Annotated in this window: 22 protein-coding genes and 1 pseudogene; 7 read left to right on the forward strand and 16 right to left on the reverse strand. The window is 71.9% G+C overall.

Annotated elements, in window-relative coordinates; translation table 11 throughout:
• Positions 1 to 10 precede the first annotated feature (10 nt).
• Positions 11 to 337 carry a hypothetical protein gene (locus ABT403_RS08155; protein WP_344164005.1) on the reverse strand — a complete coding sequence of 109 codons (327 nt, stop codon included), beginning with the start codon at positions 335 to 337 and terminating at the stop codon, positions 11 to 13.
• A gap of 107 nt (positions 338 to 444) precedes the next feature.
• On the opposite strand from ABT403_RS08155, the gene ABT403_RS08160 reads away from it, so the two are divergent.
• Together ABT403_RS08160 and ABT403_RS08165 are read left to right on the forward strand one after the other, a co-directional pair.
• On the forward strand, positions 445 to 786 hold the full coding sequence (locus tag ABT403_RS08160; RefSeq protein WP_344164008.1) for a hypothetical protein: 342 nt from the start codon (positions 445 to 447) through the stop codon (positions 784 to 786).
• 144 nt (positions 787 to 930) lie between these two features.
• Positions 931 to 2,187, forward strand: a complete 1,257-nt coding sequence (locus tag ABT403_RS08165) for a L,D-transpeptidase (protein WP_344164010.1) — start codon at positions 931 to 933, stop codon at positions 2,185 to 2,187.
• Between the two features lie 87 nt (positions 2,188 to 2,274).
• Here the strand turns inward: ABT403_RS08165 and ABT403_RS08170 are convergent, their stop codons facing one another.
• Positions 2,275 to 3,180, reverse strand: a complete 906-nt coding sequence (locus ABT403_RS08170) for a helix-turn-helix transcriptional regulator (protein WP_344164013.1) — start codon at positions 3,178 to 3,180, stop codon at positions 2,275 to 2,277.
• A gap of 195 nt (positions 3,181 to 3,375) precedes the next feature.
• Here ABT403_RS08170 and ABT403_RS08175 point away from each other — a divergent pair, with 195 nt between their 5' ends.
• Entirely contained in the window at positions 3,376 to 4,422 is a 1,047-nt protein-coding gene (locus tag ABT403_RS08175) for an NAD(P)-dependent alcohol dehydrogenase (protein ID WP_344164016.1), read from the forward strand.
• A 128-nt stretch (positions 4,423 to 4,550) separates the two neighbouring features.
• On the opposite strand, the gene ABT403_RS08180 is transcribed toward ABT403_RS08175, so the two are convergent.
• The 10 genes and pseudogenes from ABT403_RS08180 to ABT403_RS08225 form a co-directional block, all read right to left on the reverse strand.
• On the reverse strand, positions 4,551 to 5,027 hold the full coding sequence (locus ABT403_RS08180; RefSeq protein WP_344164019.1) for a hypothetical protein: 477 nt from the start codon (positions 5,025 to 5,027) through the stop codon (positions 4,551 to 4,553).
• An 81-nt stretch (positions 5,028 to 5,108) separates the two neighbouring features.
• Entirely contained in the window at positions 5,109 to 5,333 is a 225-nt protein-coding gene (locus ABT403_RS08185; RefSeq protein ID WP_344164022.1) for a DUF397 domain-containing protein, read from the reverse strand.
• A 110-nt stretch (positions 5,334 to 5,443) separates the two neighbouring features.
• On the reverse strand, positions 5,444 to 5,749 hold the full coding sequence (locus ABT403_RS08190; RefSeq protein WP_344164025.1) for a Scr1 family TA system antitoxin-like transcriptional regulator: 306 nt from the start codon (positions 5,747 to 5,749) through the stop codon (positions 5,444 to 5,446).
• A 31-nt stretch (positions 5,750 to 5,780) separates the two neighbouring features.
• Positions 5,781 to 6,011 carry a hypothetical protein gene (locus ABT403_RS08195; protein WP_344165919.1) on the reverse strand — a complete coding sequence of 77 codons (231 nt, stop codon included), beginning with the start codon at positions 6,009 to 6,011 and terminating at the stop codon, positions 5,781 to 5,783.
• Positions 6,012 to 6,020: 9 nt separating this feature from the next.
• Positions 6,021 to 6,089: pseudogene (locus ABT403_RS08200) on the reverse strand (hypothetical protein); the annotation flags it as partial.
• Between the two features lie 65 nt (positions 6,090 to 6,154).
• Positions 6,155 to 6,664, reverse strand: coding sequence for a DUF6879 family protein (locus ABT403_RS08205; protein ID WP_344164028.1), 510 nt, complete (start codon positions 6,662 to 6,664; stop codon positions 6,155 to 6,157).
• A gap of 381 nt (positions 6,665 to 7,045) precedes the next feature.
• A complete protein-coding gene (gene msrA, locus ABT403_RS08210) occupies positions 7,046 to 7,711 on the reverse strand; it encodes a peptide-methionine (S)-S-oxide reductase MsrA (RefSeq protein ID WP_344164031.1) in 666 nt (221 codons plus the stop codon).
• An 80-nt stretch (positions 7,712 to 7,791) separates the two neighbouring features.
• The gene (locus ABT403_RS08215; protein WP_344164034.1) at positions 7,792 to 8,943 is read right to left on the reverse strand and encodes a hypothetical protein; all 1,152 of its coding nucleotides are present in this window, start codon (positions 8,941 to 8,943) and stop codon (positions 7,792 to 7,794) included.
• Positions 8,940 to 10,538: a M48 family metalloprotease gene (locus tag ABT403_RS08220; protein WP_344164037.1), complete on the reverse strand. Its 1,599-nt coding sequence runs from the start codon at positions 10,536 to 10,538 to the stop codon at positions 8,940 to 8,942. Before ABT403_RS08220 ends, ABT403_RS08215 begins: the two co-directional genes overlap by 4 nt.
• A gap of 132 nt (positions 10,539 to 10,670) precedes the next feature.
• Positions 10,671 to 11,780: a hypothetical protein gene (locus tag ABT403_RS08225; protein ID WP_344164040.1), complete on the reverse strand. Its 1,110-nt coding sequence runs from the start codon at positions 11,778 to 11,780 to the stop codon at positions 10,671 to 10,673.
• A 114-nt stretch (positions 11,781 to 11,894) separates the two neighbouring features.
• On the opposite strand from ABT403_RS08225, the gene ABT403_RS08230 reads away from it, so the two are divergent.
• Positions 11,895 to 13,052, forward strand: coding sequence for a cystathionine gamma-synthase (locus tag ABT403_RS08230; RefSeq protein ID WP_344164043.1), 1,158 nt, complete (start codon positions 11,895 to 11,897; stop codon positions 13,050 to 13,052).
• Positions 13,053 to 13,077: 25 nt separating this feature from the next.
• Here ABT403_RS08230 and ABT403_RS08235 read toward each other — a convergent pair whose 3' ends face one another.
• The 3 genes from ABT403_RS08235 to ABT403_RS08245 are packed head-to-tail and all read right to left on the reverse strand — an operon-like array spanning position 13,078 to position 14,357.
• A complete protein-coding gene (locus ABT403_RS08235) occupies positions 13,078 to 13,329 on the reverse strand; it encodes a hypothetical protein (protein WP_344164046.1) in 252 nt (83 codons plus the stop codon).
• Positions 13,326 to 13,775, reverse strand: coding sequence for a sigma factor-like helix-turn-helix DNA-binding protein (locus ABT403_RS08240; protein ID WP_344164049.1), 450 nt, complete (start codon positions 13,773 to 13,775; stop codon positions 13,326 to 13,328). Before ABT403_RS08240 ends, ABT403_RS08235 begins: the two co-directional genes overlap by 4 nt.
• A gap of 60 nt (positions 13,776 to 13,835) precedes the next feature.
• Entirely contained in the window at positions 13,836 to 14,357 is a 522-nt protein-coding gene (locus tag ABT403_RS08245; protein ID WP_344164052.1) for a MarR family winged helix-turn-helix transcriptional regulator, read from the reverse strand.
• A gap of 238 nt (positions 14,358 to 14,595) precedes the next feature.
• Between ABT403_RS08245 and ilvA the strand changes: the two genes are divergently transcribed.
• The 3 genes from ilvA to ABT403_RS08260 all read left to right on the forward strand — a co-directional run bounded on the left by ilvA (position 14,596) and on the right by ABT403_RS08260 (position 17,876).
• Entirely contained in the window at positions 14,596 to 15,825 is a 1,230-nt protein-coding gene (gene ilvA / locus ABT403_RS08250) for a threonine ammonia-lyase (protein WP_344164055.1), read from the forward strand.
• A 186-nt stretch (positions 15,826 to 16,011) separates the two neighbouring features.
• The gene (locus ABT403_RS08255) at positions 16,012 to 17,022 is read left to right on the forward strand and encodes an ATP-binding cassette domain-containing protein (RefSeq protein ID WP_344164058.1); all 1,011 of its coding nucleotides are present in this window, start codon (positions 16,012 to 16,014) and stop codon (positions 17,020 to 17,022) included.
• Positions 17,019 to 17,876 carry an ABC transporter permease gene (locus tag ABT403_RS08260; RefSeq protein ID WP_344164061.1) on the forward strand — a complete coding sequence of 286 codons (858 nt, stop codon included), beginning with the start codon at positions 17,019 to 17,021 and terminating at the stop codon, positions 17,874 to 17,876. The genes ABT403_RS08255 and ABT403_RS08260 overlap by 4 nt, the downstream gene beginning before the upstream one ends.
• Positions 17,877 to 17,967: 91 nt before the next feature.
• On the opposite strand, the gene greA is transcribed toward ABT403_RS08260, so the two are convergent.
• On the reverse strand, positions 17,968 to 18,468 hold the full coding sequence (gene greA / locus ABT403_RS08265; protein WP_344164064.1) for a transcription elongation factor GreA: 501 nt from the start codon (positions 18,466 to 18,468) through the stop codon (positions 17,968 to 17,970).
• Positions 18,469 to 18,519: the final 51 nt, after the last annotated feature.

Consider the following 18,519-nt stretch of genomic DNA (forward strand, 5'->3'; position numbering starts at 1 on the left):
GCCTTTTGGGTCAGGTGTGGCGTGAGCGGCGTACCGAGAACGCCACGAAGCCCGCGCCCAGGCCCAGGCACAGGGTGCCGCCCAGGACGTAGGGGGTGGTGTCGACGCTCCCCGTGTCGGCCAGGGAGAGGACCGTGATCGCCGCCGGGCGTTGCTCCGGGGCGATGGTGCCGTCGCCCGTGCCCACGCCCGTGACGGTGCCCGTGTTGGCGGCGGCGGGGGCTTCGGAGGAGGCCTGGGGGTCCGGCGCGGTGGCGTTCGCCGACGGGACGAACCAGAGGGCGGCGAGGAGGGTGGTCGCTCCGAGAGCGGTGAGCAGCGGTCGAGGTGCGGACACGGTGCGATCCCCCTTGCGGAAGCAGCGAATTGGCCGTGTGCGCAGATGCTAGTGAAAGGGGCGGGTCGTGGGAAAGTCGAGGCTGTCGCGGGCTTACTCTCCGTCGTATGAACCCTTCTGAGACATCACGTTACGTCCGGCTTCGGGTGGATCTGGTGCTGGAGGTGTCGGATTCCGACGCCCTCATCGGCGCCGCCCTCGCCCACATCAAGGCCGACGAGTTCATGCCGGACGAGGAGCGCGGACATGCCGAGTCCGCCGTGCGGGAAGACGAGTCGGAGGCCCTGGCCTACCTCGTCGACCCCACCGACCTGGTCGCGGAGCTCGCCGGCGTGGAGCTGGCGCAGGCCTCCTGGAGCAGCGAACCCGTCGAATACGACCCCGAGTCCCTGGAGTGGGACCTGGACGAGGAAGATGGGGTCTTCGAAGAAGAGGCCGACAACGCCTGACCGTGGGGTTGCACACATTCGAACGGAGTGTGGAACCGATCCGCGTCGTTAACGCGTTGTCAGGACGTGCAGGGGGTGATCCCCCCTGCCCGGCCCGATCCCGGGAATGCAGCCTCGGGGTTTCCGGCAACGATGGAGTGACGTGTGAGGACGTACAGCAAGCGGCGGCGACGGTCCCTGGTGGCCGTGTCCGCCGTGCTCGGTGGCGTACTGATGCTTTCGGCCTGCAACGACGGGGGTGCCGACAAGTCTCAGGGCGGGGACACGAGTAAGTCGCAGGCCGACGTCGACGCGGCCGCGGCGAAGGACGCCTCCAAGGCGAAGATAGCGATCACGCCGAAGGACGGTTCCAGCAACATACCGACGAACGACGGGACGAACGTCACCGTCAGCGACGGTACGCTCACCAAGGTCGAGCTCAAGAGCTCGGACGGCACCGCGGTGGCGGGCAAGATCGCGGCCGACGGCAAGAGCTGGAAGCCGGACGCGGCGCTGAAGCGCTCCACGAAGTACGCCCTGGCGGCGACGGCGAAGGACGAGGCCGGGCGCGAGGCGCACGAGAACTCCTCCTTCACGACGCTGTCGCCCGAGAACAGCTTCATCGGCGACTACACGCCGGAAGAGGGTCAGACCGTCGGCGTCGGCATGCCGGTCTCGATCAACTTCAACAAGCCGATCAAGGACACGAAGGCCGTCCAGGCGGCCATCACGGTCACCTCCAGCAGCGGCCAGGAGGTCGTCGGCCACTGGTTCGGCAACCAGCGCCTGGACTTCCGTCCGGAGCAGTACTGGCAGGCGAACTCCACCGTCACGCTGAAGCTGGCGCTCCAGGGCGTGCAGGGCGCGCCCGGCGTCATGGGCGTGCAGAACAAGACCGTCACCTTCAAGATCGGCCGGAGCCAGGTCTCCACGGTCGACACGAAGACCAAGAAGATGACGGTCACCCGGGACGGGCAGGTCCTCAAGACCATCCCGATCTCGGCGGGCTCCCCGGAGAACCCGACCTACAACGGTCAGATGGTGATCTCCGAGAAGTTCAAGGAGACCCGGATGGACGGTTCCACCGTGGGCTTCAAGAACAGCGAGGGCAAGGGCGAGTACGACATCAAGGACGTCCCGCACGCGATGCGGCTGTCCACGTCGGGCACGTTCATCCACGGCAACTACTGGGGCGACGACTCCATCTTCGGCAGCGTGAACACCAGCCACGGCTGTGTCGGCCTGAACGACGCCAAGGGTGCCAACGACCCGGACACCGCCGGTTCGTGGTTCTTCGAGAACTCGCTCATCGGTGACGTGGTCACCGTGGTGAACTCCCCGGACAAGACCATCAAGCCGGACAACGGCCTGAACGGCTGGAACATGAGCTGGGCGGAGTGGAAGGCCGGTCCGTCCGCGTGACGTGACGTGACGTCAACCGCCGAACGGCGGGGAGCCCCTGGGGCTTCCCGCCGTTCTGTCGTCCCGCCCTCCTCAGGCCTGCCCTCCTCAGGCCCGCTCCTCCGCCGGAGCGGAGGAAGCGGAGGAAGCCGAGGGAGCCGTCGGAGCCGTCGGGGCCGTCCACGAGGACAGCAGCCGCAGCGCGTCCGCCGACGGGGAGCCGGGCTCCGGGTGGAAGGTGACCAGGAACTGCGCCGGATCGTCCGGCAGGGTCAGTGTCTCGAAGGCCAGCTCCATCTCGCCGACCAGCGGATGCCGCAGCCGCTTCACCCCGTGCGTCTTGTCGGCCACCGTGTGGGCCGCCCACAGCCGGCGGAACTCCTCGTTCTTCACCGACAGCTCCCCGACCAGCGCCGTCAGCTGCTCGTCGTCGGGGTGCTGGCCGGCGTACATCCGCAGGTTGCTGACCACCTCGCAGGCCCGGCACTCCCAGTCCGCGTACAGCTCCGCCGTCGCCGGGTCCAGGAACACCAGCCGCACCAGGTTCCGCTCCGCCGCCGGGTGCGCGCCGAAGTCACCGAAGACGGCCGCCGCCAGCCGGTTCCAGCCGATCACGTCCTGGCGCCGCCCCACCAGGTACGCCGGTACGCCCTCCATCGCGTCCAGCAGCTTGCGCAGCGCCGGGCGGACCTGCTGGGGGCGCCGGATGCGGCCCCGCCCACGGGTGCGGGGGCTCGCCAGGTGGTTCAGGTGCGCCGCCTCCGTGTCGCCCAGGCGCAGCGCCCGCGCGACGGCGTCCAGGACCTCCGCCGACACGTTGTGGCCCTGGCCCTGTTCCAGGCGGGTGTAGTACCCCACCGACACGCCGGCCAGCTGCGCCAGCTCCTCCCTGCGCAGGCCCGGCACCCGGCGGCGGCCGTAGTCGGGCAGGCCCACGTCCTCGGGGCGCAGCCGGGCGCGGCAGGCACGCAGGAAGTCGCCCAGTTCGGCTCGTTGGTCGAGGTGCTGGTCCATAGCGCAAGTATCCGTGCCGTCGAGGCCCGGCGCGGGGCTCATCCTGACCCCCTCAGGGGTAGGCCCGGCAGTCCTACCCCCGGCAGGGGGCTGGGTGGCGCGGGCCGGCGGGGGCATCGTGGTGCCATCGCAGTACGGACGCCGCGGCCGGCCCCTTCCGGCCGGCCCGGCGTCCTCGTCCGAGGAGAGCACCCCATGTCCGTGACCCAGGCAGCCGCCTACGCCGCCCCCGCCCCCAAGGCCCCGCTGGAGCGCACGACCGTGCCGCGCCGGCCGGTCGGCGAGCACGACGTCCTCATCGAGATCAAGTACGCCGGTATCTGCCACTCCGACATCCACCAGGCCCGCGACGGCTGGGGCGAGGGCATCTACCCGATGGTCCCGGGCCACGAGATCGCCGGCGTGGTCACCGAGGCCGGTGCGGGCGTCACGCGGTTCGCGGTCGGTGACCGGGTCGGCGTCGGCTGCCTGGTCGACAGCTGCCGGGAGTGCGAGTACTGCCTGGCCGGGCAGGAGCAGCACTGCGTCCAGGGCGCGACCGGCACGTACAACGCCCTCGACAGGAACGGCGAGCCGACCTACGGCGGCTACTCCACGCACCTGGTCGTCGACGAGAACTACGCCGTCCGCATCCCCGAGGGCCTCGCCCTCGACGTCGCCGCGCCGCTGCTGTGCGCCGGTATCACCCTGTACTCCCCGCTGAAGCGGTGGGGCGCGGGCCCGGGCAAGAAGGTCGCCGTCGTCGGCCTGGGCGGCCTCGGGCACATGGGCGTGAAGATCGCGCACGCGCTGGGCGCGGAGGTGACCGTCCTGTCGCAGTCCCTGCGCAAGAAGGAGGACGGCCTGCGGCTGGGCGCCGACCACTACTACGCGACCGCCGACGAGGCCACCTTCCAGGAGCTGCGGGGCCGCTTCGACCTGATCGTGTCGACGGTCTCGGCCCCGCTGGGCCTCGACCGCTACCTGTCCCTGCTGCGGGTCGGCGGCGCGCTGGTGAACGTGGGCGCGCCGGAGGAGCCGGTGGAGCTGAACCTGTTCTCGGTCATCGGCGGCAACAAGACCCTGGCGGGTTCGATGATCGGCGGTATCGCCGAGACCCAGGAGATGCTCGACTTCTGCGCCGAGCACGGCCTGGGCTCGGAGATCGAACTGATCGCCGCCGACCGCATCAACGAGGCGTACGAACGCGTCCTGTCGAGCGACGTCCGCTACCGCTTCGTGATCGACACCTCGACGATCTGACCGGCCGCCTGGACGCTGCGGCCCGTAAGGGCAACGTCGAGCCACCCTGTACCGCCACCTGGGAGAGAGTGCCTGAGGCGGCGCACGCGGACGCAGGCAGGCCCCCGGCATCACGCCGGGGGCCGCTGTCAGGCACGGGCCTGCCGGACCGGGCAGGGCAGGAGGGGATCAGTACGGTTCGGCGAGCACGTCACAAGGGCGACGGAGTGGAAGACGGTGCCCTTCAGGTAGTGGCCGAGGGACACGTCCCCTCCCCACGTCAGGCGTTCGACAGCAGACTTCGCAAGGAGAACCAGCCTGGTCGCCTCGCGGTCCTGCTCGGAGGCGAACCGGGGCGCGAACTCTGCGAGCTGGAGGCCCAACCACTCGCCGGCCTCCTTGGGCTCCTCCCATGTCCCCCTGATCAGCGAGGGCGGTTTCATGAGCCAGTGCGCCGTCTGGACCGGAGGCAGATCGGCGGTCGGGAACGCGGCCACGGCTTCTCGGTACCGGTCGTGCACCTCTTGCTCACTGGTTGCCGCCGGGGCCTGGCCGGGCGGTCTGCGGACGCTCTCCCTGTCGAACGTCTTCTTCTCCCCCACCCATGCGTAGCCGTGGTGGTGCACCGCTGCTCCGTTCCGAGAGATGACGACGGGCCCCGCCCGTCGGCGTGAGGGCAGGGCCGTCGGTTCAGGTGGTGCCGTGGATCAGGCGGAGAGGTCGAAGCGGTTGGGGTCGATGCCCGCCGCGTCCAGCTCGGCCGAGGTGAAGCGCAGCGGCTCGGCGTCCGGCCGCTTGCTGTCGCCCATCGCCCACGCGTCCGGCCCGATCTTCGCGAGGGTCACGCACGCCTCGCCGTCCGGGTGGGTGTTGCCTCCGCACGCCTTGCTGAAGTGGGCTCCGGAGATGTCGAGTCCGTACAGGTCGGTCATCTGGTCCTCCTTGATTCAGGTGGGAAGGGCACCGCTGTCCCGATCGGGGTGTGCCCGGGTACCTCGCAGCGCCTCCGACCGCTGATGCTTCACCCGCTGAGCAGCTCCTTCTAGGACCTTTCCTGTTGGGGCAAGAATCCGTCCCGGATGCCCTCGACCAGGGCTCTCATGGCATCGCCGTAGACCGCCACGGCGGCGAACCGTTCAAAGGTGTCGAGGTAGAGCTGGACGTCCTTCGGGTCGCGGGTGGTGATTTCGGAGTGGAACGTCTCCACGATGACGAGACGGTCGTCGTGGAGGCTGAAGCAGGTCATGGGGAAGTCGGGCATCCGGCGGCCGGACGGGACGACACCCAACGAAACGTTGGGCAGACGGGACACGGATACGAGCCGGTCGAGCTGGAGCGCCATGACCACGGGCTCGCTGATGCGCCACCGGAGTACGTGCTCACAGATCAGGAAGCGGAAACACCTGCCCGGCTCGAACGAGCTGCCCCTGAAAGAGCCTGAGTGTGGTGGTGCCGGCCTCGATGGCCCGGATGGTCTTCTGGTGCTTCCACGGGCCCACGCGGCGCAGCAGGCGCCATGCGGTGGCCTCGGTGGCTTCAGCGCGGGCGGCTGCCAGGAACTCTTCCTTGACTTCCTCGCTCACGCCCATGGCAGTGAGGACCAGGTCCACGTCCTGGACAGTCGGCCGCACCTTGCCCGTCTCGATTTTCGAGAGCTTCCCGGCAGACATGGAAGCCCTGCGGGCCACCGCATCACCCGTGAGTCCGGATGCGTCGCGCAGCGCCCGCAGGGCTTTCCCGATCGAGTCGGCGGTCAGTGGTGCCGCTCCCGGTAGTCCGCGAACGGCACGGCTTCGGCCAAGGCGCGGTCTCGGTAGTCCTGGTACTCGGCGAGGCGGTGGGCAGGAAGCAGTTCGGCGCCGGTGAACGCACCTTCCGGCGTGTAGTGCATCCGGTATACGTCCTGGTCGTCGAACAGCCAGAAGTCGTGATCGGGCAGGCCGGTCACGGCCTGCTCTGACAGGTCGATGATTCCGATGGTCTCGCCGGCAGCGATGTTGCCCGGATAGGCGGCCAGTTCGTACCGCAGGTAGTCGGTCAGTGGAGACCGGAGGACGTGGACGCGCGAGACCTGCTTGCCCTTGTCGGTCATGGACCGCACCCATGGGTTGTCGTCCCAGTCAGGGCCCATGTCTCCTCCGGCGAGGAAGCGTTCGAACTCCTCGTGCTCGTCCTCCACGCTGTAGACGGAGAGCATCTCCAGGCGGAAGGCGGTCCGCTCGAAGGCCTCGAAGAGACGACCGAACTCCTCAGCGTTGAGCACGGAAGTACTCCTCCAGCACCGTGGCCGGGACCACGACGGCGGTTTCCCCCTCGGGCAGGTTGAGCTGCGCCAGCCGTGCGGGGTCCGTGACTACGTAGCCCTGCACTACGTAGTCCTTGGCGTCCTCAGTACCCCACAGCGTCGGGCACGTTCCGTTCCTGCACTCCGGGTCACCGGACAGCTTCCGCAGCATCCTCGCCCCCACATGTCGGCGCATGCCTGTCGTGTTCGATGCTCCCGAGCCGGTCATGGCAGGGTCAAGCGCTGATCCTTTCCAGAACAGGAAAGCTGTACACATGGCCGAAGTGGTTCGACAGGAAGCTGCCGATCGCAGCGAGGGTGACCAGGGCGGCCTTGCCGTCTGAGGCCCGCTGGCGTCGATCAGCCGTCGGCCGGGGCCACGCCGATCGGGCAGGAGACGCCCGTGCCGCCGATGCCGCAGTAGCCGTTGATGTTGCGGTCCAGGTACTGCTGGTGGTACGGCTCCGCCGGCCAGAAGGGGCGGTCCGTTGCCGGGAGGACGGCCGTGGTGATCGTGCCGTAGCCCGAGGCGGTCAGGACGCGCTGGTAGGCGTCGCGGGAGGCCTCGGCGGTCTTCTGGTGGGCGGGGGAGTGGGTGTAGACCGCCGAGCGGTACTGGGTGCCCACGTCGTTGCCCTGGCGGAAGCCCTGGGTGGGGTCGTGGGACTCCCAGAAGAGCTTCAGCAGGCTCTCGTAGGAGACCCGCGAGGGGTCGAAGACCACCCGGACGACCTCCGTATGGCCGGTCTGGCCCGAGCAGACCTCGTCGTACGACGGGTTCTGCGTGTAGCCGCCCTGGTAGCCGGCCAGGGTGGTCCACACACCGGGGGTCTGCCAGAACTTGCGCTCCGCGCCCCAGAAGCAGCCCAGGCCGAAGTCGGCGACCTCCAGGCCCTCCGGGTAGGGGCCGGCCAGCGGGTTGCCGAGGACGGTGTGGCGTTCGGGCAGGGAGAACTGCGCTTCGGCGCGGCCCTTCAGGGCCTCCTCGCGGGTGGGCAGCTCGGGCGTGCGGCGGTACGAGAACATGGAATTCCCTCCTTGTGGGAGGGACAACGGACCGGGGCGGGCGGGGATTCCCGGTGCGGGCATCCCGCCCGCCCCGGCGGTCACGCGTCCGGCGCCGTCACGTCCACCGCCCAGTCGCGGGCGTACAGGTAGCGCCGCTTCGGTTCGTCGGCGTACGTCCACGGCACGGCGCCGATGTACCCGTCGATGTGGCGGAACTGCTCGACCGCCTCCGCGTCCCGGTCCTGCCAGAACAGCAGGTAGGCCAGCATGTGCCGCATCCGGGGGGTGCCGGGGTGCGCGTGGCCGGCGGCGGCCAGGTCGGCGAGTGCCGCGTCCACGGCGGCGACGATCTCCGGCTCCTTGTAGTACGTCTCCGGCAGGAGGTCGTCCTCGTACGTCTCCTGCTCGAAGTACGCCATGAGCGGGAGCAGGGTCAGCAGGTCGCCCGGCTTCCCGGCGGCCGCCGACGCGCGGGCGTACTCCATGGCCAGCTCGTGCGAGCCCTGCCACTTCGCGCACCAGTACTGAAGGCCCGCGACGTGCGACCACAGCAGGCGCGGGGCGCGTTCGGTGATCCGCTCCCACAGCCGGCGGTACTCCTCGTGCGCGTAGCCCAGGCCCATGGCGATCGCCTGCTCGACGACGTAGGGGCAGGGGTCCGCGGGGCCGGCCAGCTTCTGCGCCGCGTGCGCGTCGGCCCGGGCCGTGGTGAGCAGCTGGTGGAAGAGGCGGAACTGTTCCTGCGTGGTGCGGCGGCCGGACCGGCTGCCGCGCACGTTCCAGGCGACCATCACGCCGGTGTCGGCGTGGACCAGCGCCGCGGTGGGGTCGGCGGGCCGGGCGGTGCGCCAGGCCAGCAGCCAGGCGTCGTCCTCGGCGGCCGCCTCGGCCAGCGGGCGCACCCGCTCCAGCCGCTCCTGCCAGTCCTCCCCGGCCGCCTCGACGTACGCGGCGGCGGCCTCCCAGTCGCCCGAGCGGGCGGCTTCGAGGACGGCGAGGCGCTCGGCCGGGACCGGCGCCGGGTGATCGGTGTCGAGGCCGGACTCCGCGACGAAGCCCAGCGCGACGGCGGCGGCCGCCTTGCGGGCCTGCTCGTCGCTCCGGTCGGCCTCGGTCCGCGCGTCCAGGGCGCCGATCTCGGCTTCGAGCCGCTTGGCCTTGCGGATGAGGAAGACCCCGCGCAGCACCCAGCAGACGACGGCCAGCAGCAGGGCGCCGAGGACGCAGAGGACGGCGAGTACGACGGTCACGGGGCGAGCACCAGCTTTCGCAGGAGTCCGGTGTCGGGCACGTCGGCGACGGCCGCGTCCAGGGCGGGGCCGAGCTCGTCCTCGAAACCGGGAACGGGGTAGGACAGGGCGGCCGGGTCCGACCAGGACAGCTCCCAGCGGGCGGCGCCGCGGGCGAGCAGTTCGACGGTGACCAGCCGCTCGACGGCACGCCGGACGACGGGGCGGGCGAACTCGCGGGCGGTGCGGCCGGTGGCGGCCCGCGCCTCGTCGGACTTCGGGAAGCGGTCGGCGATCCGCCAGCGCACCGCCGGGTCGGTGTCGATGGCGTCCAGCAGGTCGCCCAGGCCGGGGCCGGCGCCTTCGGCGGTGAGGGCGTCGCGGATCTCCTCGGCGCCCCGGCCGGAGTAGGTGGTCATCGACCGGTGGACGAGCTCGTCCCAGTCCACGCGGGTGAGCGCGAGCGCCTCGGGGGTCAGGACGGCCTGCTCCAGCGCGGCCAGCGCCTCCTGCGGGGAGGCGAGCAGCTCCAGGGCCGGGCGGGCCGCCTGCCCGGCGCGGCCGTCGTCGGGCAGGGCCTCGATGCGGGCCACGCGCTCGGCGAGCGCCGGGTGGGAGTCGTACGGGGACGCGGGCTTCGTGGGCAGCTCGCGGCGCATCTCCTCCAGCTCGGCGGGCCGGGCGTCGAGGAGGTGGCGCAGCCCGCCGAAGACCTGGCCGGGGCCCGGCAGCAGGCCGGCGCCGACGCCGAGGGTGGCGTACGAGCGCATGTAGAAGCCGTGCGCCGAGTCGAGGGCGTTCAGCTCGCGCAGTGCGGAGGCGGCGGAGTCGCGGCCGGCGACGCGGACCGAGGCGAGGTCGGCGGCGAGTTCCTGGCGGCGCGAGGAGGAGAGGGTGGCGCGCATGTAGAGGTGGGCGTAGCCGGTGTAGATCTTCGCCATGGCGCGGTACGAGATGCCCTCGCCCTCGGTGTCGATCTTCTTGGCCTTCTTGCCCTTGGCGATCCGCTTCTCGGCGCGCTTCTCCTGCCTGGCGCGCTCCTTGGCCTCGACGTTGTCGGCGCGGTCGTGGAAGTGGCCGATGGTGCGCACCAGCTGTGCGCGGCCGCGGGCGATGAGCGGGGTGAGGCGGGTGTCGAAGTTGGCGTAGTGGCCCATCTCGTGGGCGAGGACGGCGCGCAGCTGCATCTCGTCCAGGCCGGTCATCAGGGGCAGGCCGAGGTAGAGGCGGCGGGTGCCGGAGCGCAGGCCGAGGAGGCTGGCGTCCTCGGAGACGGCCGCGTTGACCTCGTCGATCAGCAGGATCTCGTCGGGGGCGCGGGTGCCGACCTGGTCGGCGGTCTCGCGGACGGCCCGCCACAGGGCGGGTTCCCGCTCCTCGGTGACGCGGACGCCGGGCAGGGGCTCGGCCTTGGGGGTGCGGAGCATGAACATGCCGCGCACGACCGGGACGGCGAGGACCACGGTCCCGATGACGATCTTGCCGGCGAGCGCGCCGTGGAGCCAGGAGAAGGCCGCCCAGTCGGCGAGTCCGAGGACGGCGAGCAGGACGAAGCTCAGCAGGTAGAAGCCTGCGAGCAGGACGAGGGCGCGCAGAGCGCGCAGCGAAGCGCCCATATGGACGGGTCCCCCCACGGGATGGTGCGGCTTTGACGCGCACTTGGTGCGATGTTTACGCGCACCTTACGTCCCGGGCGGGGCAGCGGAAAGCGGGGGGTACCCGTGGGTACCCCCCGCTTCCGCCGCAGGTCAGTGGGGCAGCGTCGCCGGGGAGCCGCCGTTGGCCTCGTAGCCGGCGACCGCCAGCGCCCGGTACACCGCGTACTGCGCGGCCGGGTCCTCGGACGCCGACCACGGCAGCGCGCCCACGCAGCCGTCCACGTGCCGCACCTGCTCCATCGCCTCCGCCCAGCGCTCCGTCGTCACCAGGAACCACAGCAGCAGGTGCCGCACGTGCGCCAGCATCGGGTCGTCCGCCCGTGCCTGCCGCACCGCGAACAGGGCGCCCTCCACCGCCCGCGAGACGACCGCGGTCCGGCCGAAGTCGCTGACCATGACCTGGTCGGGCAGGTTCTCGTACACCGAGAACAGCGGCAGCGCCGCCAGCAGCGACCCCTGCGGGGCGCGGGCCGCGGCGGCCTCCGCGAAGGCGGCCGCCTTCTCCCGCGAGCCGTGCCACTTCTCGCACCAGTAGTGCAGGGCCGCCAGGTGCGCGCCCATGTGCGCGGGCGCCACGTCGATCACCTTGGCCCACAGGGCGTCGAACTCCGCCTCCGAGTAGCCGAGCCCGCGCGCGACCGCCAGCTCCGTGATGAACGGCACCGGGTCGCCGGGCGCCAGCAGTGACGCCTTGTGGCAGGCCTCGCGCGCCTCCTCCAGCATGATCCGGTGGTCCTGCGAGCCCACCCCGCCGGAGGACCGCCACGCCTGCTGCACCAGCAGCTCGGCGTGCACCTGCGCGCCGCCCGCGTCCTTCTCCGCCTCCAGCCGCCACGCCTTCAGCCACGGCGCGCCCTCCCCGGGACGCCGGACGAGGTCCAGCGCGGCCGCGCCGCCGAAGGCCTGCACCCGCTGCCAGCGCCGCTCGCCGTCCTTCGGGGTCCCGGCGAGCAGGGCGGAGGCCGCCTGCCACCCGCCGGTGCGCTGGACGTTGCCCAGAGCGTCCATCAGGTCCTGGTCGGGTCCGGGCACCCGGACGTCCAGCTCCTCCTGCCGCGCGAAGCCGTAGTCCAGGGGGTCGGCGGCGTCGGGACTGCCGGGCGAGACCAGGCGCAGGCCGCCGCCGCGCCGGACCCGTACGAACCGATAGATCATGAGGCCGGCCAGGACCAGCGTCATCAGGACCCACATCATCTGCATGCCTCCCAGCGAACCAGACCCGGCGGCCCGAACGCGAATGCGGACCCGGCGCCGGTCGACGGCGCGTCAGGCCAGGGGAGGAACGATCCGCGCGCGGGGCATAGCATCTGCCCCATGAGCGACGACAGCCACGAGCACCAGAGCTTCGAGACCCGCGCGATCCACGCGGGCAACACGGCGGACCCGCAGACCGGTGCGGTCGTCCCCCCGATCTACCAGGTTTCCACCTACAAGCAGGACGGCGTCGGCGGGCTGCGCGGCGGCTACGAGTACAGCCGCAGCGGCAACCCCACCCGTACCGCGCTGGAGGAGAACCTCGCCGCGCTCGAAGGCGGCCGGCGCGGCCTCGCCTTCGCGTCCGGGCTCGCCGCCGAGGACTGCCTGCTGCGCACGCTGCTCTCCCCGGGCGACCACGTGGTCATCCCCAACGACGCCTACGGCGGCACCTTCCGCCTCTTCGCGAAGGTCGTCTCCCGCTGGGGCGTGGAGTGGTCGGTCGCCGACACCTCCGACGCCGCCTCCGTGCGTGCCGCCCTCACCCCGAAGACCAAGCTGATCTGGGTCGAGACCCCCTCCAACCCGCTGCTGGGCATCACCGACATCGCGGTGGTCGCGGACATCGCCCGCACGGCCGGCGCCAAGCTCGTCGTCGACAACACCTTCGCCTCCCCCTACCTCCAGCAGCCCCTCGCGCTCGGCGCCGACGTCGTCGTGCACTCGCTGACGAAGTACATGGGCGGCCACTCCGACGTCGTCGGCGGCGCCCTGGTCACCGCGGACGAGGCCCTCGGCGAGGAGCTCGCCTACCACCAGAACGCCATGGGCGCGGTCGCCGGACCGTTCGACTCCTGGGTCGTGCTGCGCGGCATCAAGACGCTCGCGGTGCGCATGGACCGGCACGCCGAGAACGCCGAGAAGATCGTCGAGGTGCTCCAGCGCCACCCGAAGGTCACCAAGGTCCTCTACCCGGGCCTGCCCGAGCACCCGGGCCACGAGGTCGCCGCCAAGCAGATGCGCAACTTCGGCGGCATGATCTCCTTCCAGGTCGCCGGCGGCGAGGAGGAGGCCGTCGCGGTCTGCGGCCGCACCCGGATCTTCACGCTGGCCGAGTCCCTCGGCGGCGTCGAGTCCCTCATCGAGCACCCGGGCCGCATGACCCACGCCTCGGTGGCCGGCTCGGCCCTGGAGGTCCCCGCGGACCTCATCCGCCTGTCCGTCGGCATCGAGAACGCCGACGACCTCATCGCGGACCTCACCCAGGCCCTGGGCTGATCGCGGTCCGCCGCCCCTGGAACGGCTACCAGCCCTCCAGGGGCGGCGAGACGTGACTGGGCGGCGTCACCCACGGGTGCCTCAGCGCCGCCCACACCGCGAAGGCGGCCGCCGCCGCCCACAGCACCGCCCACCCGAACCGGCGCAGGGCCCGGCGCCGGCGCAGCAGCCGTCGGCCACGGACCACGGCGGCCGCCGCCAGACCGGCCGGAACCGCCGGGTGCGGACCCTCCAGCAGCTGCCTGACCTGCGCTTCCTTACGGTCGTACGCGCTCATGCCGCCCCCGCCGCCGGCCGCACCGCCTCGCGCAGGGCGGCCACCGCCCGGTTGCGCAGGGCCTCGACCCGCTCCGGCGCCAGCCCCAGCTGCGCGGCCGTGACCTCCTCGGCGACGCCCTCGTAGACCCGCATCACCAGCACCAGCCGCTGCGCCGGGCTCAGCGGCGCCAGGATCCCCGTCCCGGCGGGCAGCCGCCGCGCGGTGCGCGCGTACGCGGCGCAGACCTCCTGGCGGGTGTGGTCGTACGGGTCGTCCCCGCGCAGCCGCTCCCAGTGCGCGTACGTACGGGCCAGCGCGCCGGCGAGGATGCGGTGCGCGGCGTACGCCCGCGCCGGGTGCTCGGCCGTCAGCAGCACCGCGACGTGCAGCAGCCGCCCCGCCGCGCCCGCGACGAAGGCCTCGAACTCCGGGTCCCGCCCCGCACGCCGGTCCACAGCACCCATGGTGCGGCCGGTGGCACCACCCCGGTCAAGGGGTCGGACGCCGCGGGATCCCGGACCGGGTCAGGAGGCGGGGCCGCCCTCGGAGGTGGCGGACATCAGCTCCGACAGCGAGCCGTTGAAGCGGGTCAGCAGCCTCGTGAACACCTCGCGCTCCTCCTCCGCCCAGCCCTCGGTCACCCGGGCCATCAGCTCGCGCCGCGAGGAGCGGACCTCCTCCAGCCGCGCCAGCCCGCGCGGGGACAGGGCGAGGACCACCGCCCGGCCGTCCTCGGGGTGCGAGGTGCGCTTGACCAGCCCGCCGTCCACCAGCGGGGCCACCTGCCGGGTGACGGTGGAGGAGTCGATGCCCATGCCGCCCGCGAGCGCCTTGACGCCCATCGGGCCTTCGAGGTCGAGGCGGTTGAGCAGCAGGTAGGCGGCACGGTCCATGGAGTTGCGGGCCTGGCCGACCCCGCCGAGGCGGGTCTGCTCGGCCCGGCGGGCGAAGACGGCCACCTCGTGCTGGAGCGCGTCGAGGAGTCCGGATCCGGCGGGCGCTTCGGCCGCCGTGGGCAGGTCGGAACTGGCCGGGATGGAGGGCATGGCCGTGGCTCTCTTCGCGTGGGGCCGACAAGGATGGGGGACAGAGTACGCGGCCCTGCGGCGGCTCGTACGCCGCGTTTGACAACTGATACGCACCGTCGGGGCAGCCGCCCCCGGAGCGTTCCGCATGGCGAGATTTCGCCCCCGGTCCGAAGCCCGCCCGAGGGCTTCCTCAAGACCGCGCGGACGTCCCGTCCATCCCTGAGCCGGGGCCTTCGCGGGCTGCGAGACTGGCCGCATGAACTACCGCGTGCAGCCCGTCCCGCAGGTCATCCTCGACGACGTGCGGGGGGCTCAGAAGATGCTGTCCGGGGTGTCCCGGGTGACCGCGATGGAGGGCAGCCGGCACCTGTCCTCCCTCGTGGGCGCCCCGGTCCACCTCAAGTGCGAGAACCTCCAGCGCACCGGCTCCTTCAAGCTGCGCGGCGCGTACGTGCGCATCGCGGGCCTGCGTCCCGAACAGCGCGCGGCCGGGGTCGTCGCCGCGAGCGCCGGCAACCACGCCCAGGGCGTGGCGCTGGCCTCCTCCCTGCTCGGGGTCCGCTCCACCGTGTTCATGCCGGTCGGCGCCCCGCTGCCCAAGGTGGCCGCCACCCAGGAGTACGGGGCCGAGGTGCGGCTGGAGGGGCAGGTCGTCGACGAGACCCTGGCCGCCGCCCAGGAGCACGCGGAGCGGACGGGGGCGGTGTTCATCCACCCCTTCGACCACCGCGACATCATCGCCGGCCAGGGCACCGTCGGACTGGAGATCCTGGAGCAGTGCCCCGAGGTGCGCACGATCCTCGTCGGGGTCGGCGGCGGCGGGCTGGCCGCGGGCATCGCGGTGGCGGTCAAGGCGCTGCGCCCGGACGTCAAGGTGATCGGCGTGCAGGCGGCGGGCGCGGCCGCGTACCCGCCCTCCCTCCAGGTCGGCCACCCGGTGTCCATCGACCGGCCCGTCACGATGGCCGACGGCATCAAGGTCGGCCGCCCCGGCGACGTCCCGTTCGCGATCATCGGGGAACTGCTGGACGACGTGCGGACGGTGTCGGAGGACGCCCTGTCCAGCGCCCTGCTGCTGTGCCTGGAGCGGGCCAAGCTGGTCGTCGAGCCGGCCGGCTGCGCCCCGGTGGCCGCGCTCTTGAGCGAGCCGGAGCGGTTCGCGGGCGGGCCGGTGGTGGCCGTCCTGTCCGGCGGGAACGTCGATCCGCTGCTGCTCCAGCGGATCCTGCGGCACGGCATGGCCGCCGCCGGCCGCTACCTGTCGCTGCGGCTGCGGGTGGCGGACGCGCCGGGGGCCCTGGCGGGGCTGCTGGGGGTGCTGTCCACGGTCGACGCGAACGTGCTGGACGTCAGCCACGTACGGACCGACCCGCGCCTGGGGCTCACGGAGGTGGAGGTGGAGCTGCACCTGGAGACCAAGGGGCCCGAGCACTGCAAGGAGGTCGCCCGCACCCTGCATGGCGCGGGGTACCGGGTGATGGGCTGAGGGCGGCGCCGCCCGGGCCGGGGCCGGGTTCCGCACGCCCGACCCGTAGGTTCCGCACGCCCGACCCGTAGCGCAACGCGATATGACGCGATAGGGTGCCGTTGCGTCGGGCGGGTGCCGCCCGGCGCACCTAGGATTTGACTGGTAATGCCCCGATTCGGCTCATCGATCGCTGGGAGAATCCGTATGCCGGGCGCCATATACGCCGAAGCGCTGGTCAAGACCTTCGGCGACGTACGGGCACTGGACGGCGTGGACCTCGACGTCCCCGAGGGAACCGTGCTGGGCCTGCTCGGCCCGAACGGCGCGGGCAAGACCACGACCGTACGCGTCCTGACCACCCTCCTCCAGCCCGACAGCGGCCGTGCCGTCGTCGCCGGGATCGACGTCCTCAAGCACCCCAACGAGGTCCGCCGCTCCATAGGCCTCTCCGGCCAGTTCGCCGCCGTCGACGAGTACCTCACCGGCCGCGAGAACCTCCAGATGGTCGGCCAGCTCTACCAGATGACCGGCCGGGCGGCGAAGGCCAGGGCCGTCGAGCTTCTGGAGCGCTTCAACCTCGGCGACGCCGCCGACCGCCCCGCCAAGACCTACTCCGGCGGCATGCGCAGACGCCTCGACCTCGCGGCCGCCCTCGTCGTCCGCCCGCCGGTGATGTTCATGGACGAGCCCACCACCGGCCTGGACCCGCGCAACCGCCAGGCCCTGTGGGACGTCATCGAGGAACTCGTCGCAGGGGGCACCACCCTCCTGCTGACCACCCAGTACCTGGAGGAGGCCGACCGCCTCGCCCACGACATCTGCGTGGTCGACCACGGCAGGGTCATCGCCCGCGGCACCTCCGACCAGCTCAAGGCCCAGACGGGCGGCGAACGCGTCGAGGTCGTCGTCCACGACCGCGAGCACATCACCACCGCCCGCGAGGTCCTCACCGGCTTCGGCCGGGGCGAGACCACCGTCGAGGAACACACCCGCAAGCTCACCGTCCCCGTACAGGGCGGCGCCAAGCTGCTCGCCGAGGTCATCCGCGAGCTGGACCTGCGGGGCATCGAGATCGACGACATCGGCCTGCGCCGCCCCACCCTCGACGACGTGTTCATCTCCCTCACCGGCCACGCGGCCGAACTCACCGAGGGCAACGGCAACGGCAACGGCGAAGCCGCGCCCGCCAGGGGCGGCAGGAGGGCGGCCAAGTGACCACCACCTTCTCCGGGACGGAGCTCGCGGCCCCGCGCCCGCGCGGCGGCCTCGTCCAGGGAGTCCGCGACTCCCTCGTCATCGCCCGCCGGAACCTGATCCGGATGTCCAGGATCCCCGAGGTCATCGTGTTCGGAGTCGTCCAGCCGGTCATGTTCGTCGTGCTGTTCAGCTACGTCTTCGGCGGCTCGATCGCCGTCGGCGGCAGCACCTCGCCGGCCGCCTACCGCGAGTTCCTCATGGCCGGCATCTTCGCCCAGACCGTCACCTTCGCCACCGCCGGCGCGGGCGCCGGCATCGCGGACGACATGCACAAGGGCCTGATCGACCGGTTCCGCTCCCTGCCCATGGCCCGCGGCGCGGTGCTCACCGGCCGCACCCTCGCCGACCTCGTCCAGACCGCGCTGACCGTGGTCGTCCTGGCCGTCGTGGCCCTGATCGTCGGCTGGCGCACCCACGAGAACATCGGCAAGGTCCTCGCCGGCTTCGCCCTGCTGCTCCTGCTCGGTTACGCCTTCTCCTGGATCGGCGCCCTGATCGGCCTGTCGGTGCGCACCCCGGAGGCGGCCACCTCGGGCGGGCTGATCTGGCTCTTCCCGCTGACGTTCATCTCGAACGCCTTCGTCCCCTCCGAGAACATGCCGGCGTTCCTGCGGCACATCGCGGAGTGGAACCCCTTCAGCGCGACCGTCCAGGCGGCCCGCGAGCTCTTCGGGAACCTCCCCGAGGGCTACCCGGTGCCGGCCGCCTGGCCGATGCAGCACCCGGTCCTCGCGTCGGTCCTGTGGTCGCTGCTGATCATCGTGGTCTTCCGCACCCTCGCCGTCCGCAAGTACCGCTCGGCCACCGCCTGAGACCGCGCCCCCGCGACGGGCACACGCGCGCGAGCCCCCGCCGGAACCGGTCCGGCGGGGGCTCGCGCGTACGTCCTCGTAAAGGGCCTGGTCAGCCGTTGAAGGGCTTCACGGCCATGACCTTGACCGTGGCCTTCTTACCGTTCGGCAGCTCGTACTGGGCGTCCTCGCCGACCTTCTTGCCCAGCACGCCCGCGCCCAGCGGGGACTGCGGGGAGTAGGTCTCGAAGTCCGAGGAGGCGTACTCGCGGGAGGCCAGCAGGAACTCCAGCGTGTCGTCCTCGTCACCGTCGAACGCGATGGTCACGAGCATGCCCGGGGCCACCTCGCCCTCGGCGGACGTGGGCGCGGTGCCGACCTTCGCGTTCTCCAGGAGCTGGGTGAGCTGGCGGACGCGGAGCTCCTGCTTGCCCTGCTCCTCCTTGGCCGCGTGGTAGCCGCCGTTCTCGCGCAGGTCGCCCTCCTCGCGGGCAGCCGCGATCTTCGTGGCGATCTCCGTGCGGGCGGGACCAGAGAGGTAGTCCAGCTCGGCCTTCAGCTGGTCGTACGCCGCCTGGGTCAGCCAGGTGACGCTCTCGCTCGTCTGGGTCACGGGTGCTCCTCGTCGGTACAGGGGACTACAAAGCCGCCAGCGGCGGGCGAA

It is taken from the genome of Streptomyces sp. NPDC000075 (assembly GCF_040301925.1).
Taxonomy (GTDB): Bacteria; Actinomycetota; Actinomycetes; order Streptomycetales; family Streptomycetaceae; genus Streptomyces; species Streptomyces polychromogenes.